Here is a 3806-nt window from a genome sequence, read left to right as displayed (position 1 = left end):
TTCTGCTTTAGGAGCGAGAAGCAGTGAGCGCAGCCGCCGTACAACCAAAGCCCCCTGCCGCGGGCAAGCAGCTTGAGTGGGTCAATCCCCCTCAACAGGCGCGCAGCCAGCAGACCCTCGATCGTCTTCTCGACGCGGCCGAAGCCCTCATTGAAGAGCGCGGCTTCGAAGAGATCTCCGTCGCCGAAATCACCCGCAAGGCCCGCTCTTCGGTGGGCGCTTTCTACTCACGATTCAAGGACAAGCAGGGCCTGCTGCGCTACGTGCAACAGCGCTTTTCCGAGCAGGCGGCGGCCACCGCCGAAGTCGCACTCTCCCCCGATCGCTGGGCGGGGATGAGCGTCTACGAAATCTGCCACGACCTGGTGGAGTTTCTCGTTCGTCTCTATGGGGAGCGCGGCGGCCTGCTGCTGACTTTCCATTTCCACGTCCGCACTGATTCCGAAATTGCCGACCGGCTCGTTGCCAACAACGAGCGCATCGTGGACATGCTCACCCGCCTGCTCATCGAGCACAAGGACGAGATCACCCACCCTGCCCCGCAGACCGCTGTGTCCTTTGCCACGGCCATGGTCTTCGGCGCGTTGCACGAGTGGACGCTCTTTGCGACCACCCGCCCGGACACGCAGCAGATTTCCACCACTGAGATGGTTCACGAGCTCACGCGTGCGTTCGTGAGTTACCTGGGGGCGAAGCTCCCCGACCAACACTAACCAGAACTGCGCCCACGCAATCGGGCGCGCATGGAATTGTAAGGAGCGAGAAAACAATGGCATTTGCAGGATTTGGAAAAACACAGATCGCCTACGACATGTTCGACATGGCGCGCGACGCCGAGCAGGCGCGCCGCTTCTCCAAGTGCGAAAACATCTATCACAAGGGCCAGCAGTTTGCCTGGGACGGTACAGGCATTCTCCAGGAACTCCTTGCCGAACACGGCGGCATTCACCTGGACGAGGAAAAGAGCGAAGCCCTTCGCCGCGTCTTCGCGATCATCATGTGGGGCGAGCTGGCGGCATGGAAGATCTCGCTGCAGCTTGCCGACGGGATCAAGCCGCTCGAAGCCAAGATGGCCGCTACCAGCCAGGCCTTCGACGAGGCGCGCCACTTTTACGTGATGCACGACTATCTCACCGAGCTGGGCTACGAACCCAAGCGCATGGACCGCGCGCCGCAGGCCCTGCTCGATCTCACGCTCGACACCAAGGTGCTCGCCCACAAGCTGCTGGGCATGCAGCTCATGATCGAGCCCATGGCGCTCACCATCTTCCAGGCCATTCGCCAGACCAAGCCCGAGCCGGTCATCGCCGAACTGATGAAGTATTACGAGCGCGACGAGGCCCGCCACGTGGGCCTTGGCATGCAGTATCTTCCCGAGATGATCCGCGACATGAGCAAGCGCGAACTTCGCCAGATGATGCTCTTCCAGGCGCAGATCATGTTCTTCGCCGTCTGGGAGATGAAGATTCTCGAGCCCTCGTTCCGCGCGCTGGGTCTGGACGCCCGCGAGGTGATCCAGTTCGGCCGCTCCAAGCAGTTCCTTGCACTCAAGGAAGTCTACGAGGCGCTCGGCCGCGACATGGACAGTGACAAGAGCCTGATCCTGGGCCTTCTCAACGCAGTGAACGAAGTCCTCTACCCCACCGAGGAAACCCGCGACGACATCCTCGCGCAGTTCCGGGCAGCGTGGGAGAAACTCAATGAGGACGGCTTCGAGCCAGATGCCAACGGCCTCGCGCAGCACCACCTCCACACGATCAAGACCGCCAGCGGTGAGATCTCCGAGGGTGATACCGACCTGCTGAACTAGTCCTCAGACGAACAACAAAAAGCCCGGGTTGCTCATGCAACCCGGGCTTTTTTCTGAGCATAGTGAAGTTACTTGGCTGCGTATTTGCTGACCTTCACGTCGATGGGTGTGTGCAGGGTCCGGTAGAATCCGGTGCCGCCGCGCTCGGGAAAGGACGGCAGCACGCCGATGTGGGCGTTGAAGTGGTAGGTACGCGCTTCGAGTCCCTCCATCCCAAGGAACTGGTAGCCCAGCGACGGCAGGCCGCCTGGGAATTCCTCGGGCGGATCCTCGACGGTTTCGCTGTCGTAGAGCACCGCGGCAGCAGTCAGTTTCAAATTGGGATCGAGTTCCACCACGGTGATCTGATTGAGCCCCCTGCCAGAGAGCATGTACCAGGGCTCGGGACCGAATTCGAGGGATTTTTCGATCTCGATCATCTGGCCGTCGATGACGCTTCCCTGGGGGAGCGCGCTCGTGGAGAACTTGAGCCCCTTGAGGCCCGTAAAGTCGTGGAGAAGCTGGAAGTCCATTGAGGAGGTAAACAGCGCCGCGCGCCCCGGCATGGTAAAGCGCACCTTGGCCTGCCAGAAGCGCTCGTAGTGGAGGAAGGTCACCCGCGCCGGCACCGCAAATCCCGGCACCGCCGTGATATCAATTCCCAGTTCGCGCACCGCCCGCACCGGGCCCACCCGCATACTCAACAGGCGGGAATCAAAGTCGTCTTCGTTCTCGTGAATGGTAACCAGGCCGCCCACCGGACGAACGGTGAAGCGAACTTTCAGACGATCGAAGATGTCCTTGTAGCCGTTTCCCTGCAGGTCGGTGTAAGCCATGCGATCGTAGTTGAAGGGCTGCTCGGGACGGTATCCCCACAGGTAGGCGCTGGTTTTGACCGTATGAGTTTTCGCGTCGTAGTGAACCGCGCCGCCCGAGGGCACGAAACCTTTTTCCGAGTGGAGGACGTAGACATAACCAGGCGCCTTGAGCAGATCGGAGCTGATCTCGATCAGGTAGAGATCACCGGTGACCCGCGAGAGCTGTTCATCCGTGCAGTGCGGGCCGAATGCGGTGAGCATCATGACGAGCTCATCGGTGGCATCGATAATTCCGGGTTTTTCGTCGGCAATCAGTTCGTCGGTTGAATCCGGCGCCACAATGTCGCCATTGGCGTTCACATCGTCGACCTGGAAATGGATGGGCTTGGGTGAACCGCTCGCGCAGGAAAATGCGGAGAGCCGAAGCGGACTCTCTCCAATGAGCGCGGGCGCCTGCGCGCCCTTGATCACAACGGGCATCACCGAGGTATTGGTTGGCGTCTTGCTCTGCACCGCCCACGCCGCGCTGCCCAGTGCGAGACACAAGCCCAGCGCCAGGATGCCCGCCCGGCTCCAAAGATTATCTGTCATGTAAGTCAGCCGATCTGGAAGATATGACCAGTACTTTAACCTCAATCCAACCGGCAGGCCAACTCAGGCGAGTGAGCGTTCACTTCCCGCGGTAGGGTTCGAGGAGTTTCAGACAGGCCTTGGTAAGGCCCTCGTTCTTGCCACCGATGATCGAAGCGCGGTCGCGCCCCAGTTCGCGACGCTTTTCCGGTTCCTGCAGCACCATTTCCACGCCCACAATTGGGCCCAGGTCGCTGACAGTCCCGGAAATAATGACACTCGAATCAGCGGCTGAGTTTGCCGTGGCGATCCCCGCGGCGGCGACTGCCTTGCGCAGTGCCCCAGCGGTCTTCTGCCCCGTCTGGTTTTGCTTGCCGCGATCGTCGACGTTCTCAAAATTCTCGATAAAGACGCGAAGGCCCTTCCCGCGCCGGGCAATGATTTCTTTAGAGTGTTTGGCAATGCGCGTGCGCAGGTCGCCGGCCAGTTCTTCCGACATGCCCTTGTAGATCTGGATCACGTAGCCGTAAGAGTCGATCAGAATGCCGCGCGGCAATCCGGTCACCCCGTAGCCACGCGCCAGCGTTTCCTTGGCGTCCACCAGTACGGGGATCTTGAAGCCAAAATCC

General features: G+C 60.6%; 4 protein-coding genes. 2 read left to right on the top strand and 2 right to left on the bottom strand.

Annotation, left to right across the window (positions count from 1 at the left end; genetic code table 11):
- Window positions 1-23 precede the first annotated feature (23 nt).
- Entirely contained in the window at window positions 24-713 is a 690-nt protein-coding gene (locus KDH09_08080) for a TetR/AcrR family transcriptional regulator (GenBank protein MCB0219635.1), read from the top strand.
- A gap of 56 nt (window positions 714-769) precedes the next feature.
- A complete protein-coding gene (locus KDH09_08075) occupies window positions 770-1810 on the top strand; it encodes a ferritin-like domain-containing protein (GenBank protein ID MCB0219634.1) in 1041 nt (346 codons plus the stop codon).
- Between the two features lie 68 nt (window positions 1811-1878).
- Here KDH09_08075 and KDH09_08070 read toward each other — a convergent pair whose 3' ends face one another.
- Together KDH09_08070 and KDH09_08065 are read right to left on the bottom strand one after the other, a co-directional pair.
- On the bottom strand, window positions 1879-3198 hold the full coding sequence (locus tag KDH09_08070; protein MCB0219633.1) for a hypothetical protein: 1320 nt from the start codon (window positions 3196-3198) through the stop codon (window positions 1879-1881).
- Window positions 3199-3277: 79 nt separating this feature from the next.
- The coding region (locus KDH09_08065; protein ID MCB0219632.1) for a hypothetical protein at window positions 3278-3806 on the bottom strand (529 nt) is incomplete at its 5' end.

Source organism: Chrysiogenia bacterium (assembly GCA_020434085.1).
Lineage (GTDB): Bacteria > JAGRBM01 > JAGRBM01 > JAGRBM01 > JAGRBM01 > JAGRBM01.
This window is presented reverse-complemented; position numbering and strand designations above follow the sequence as displayed.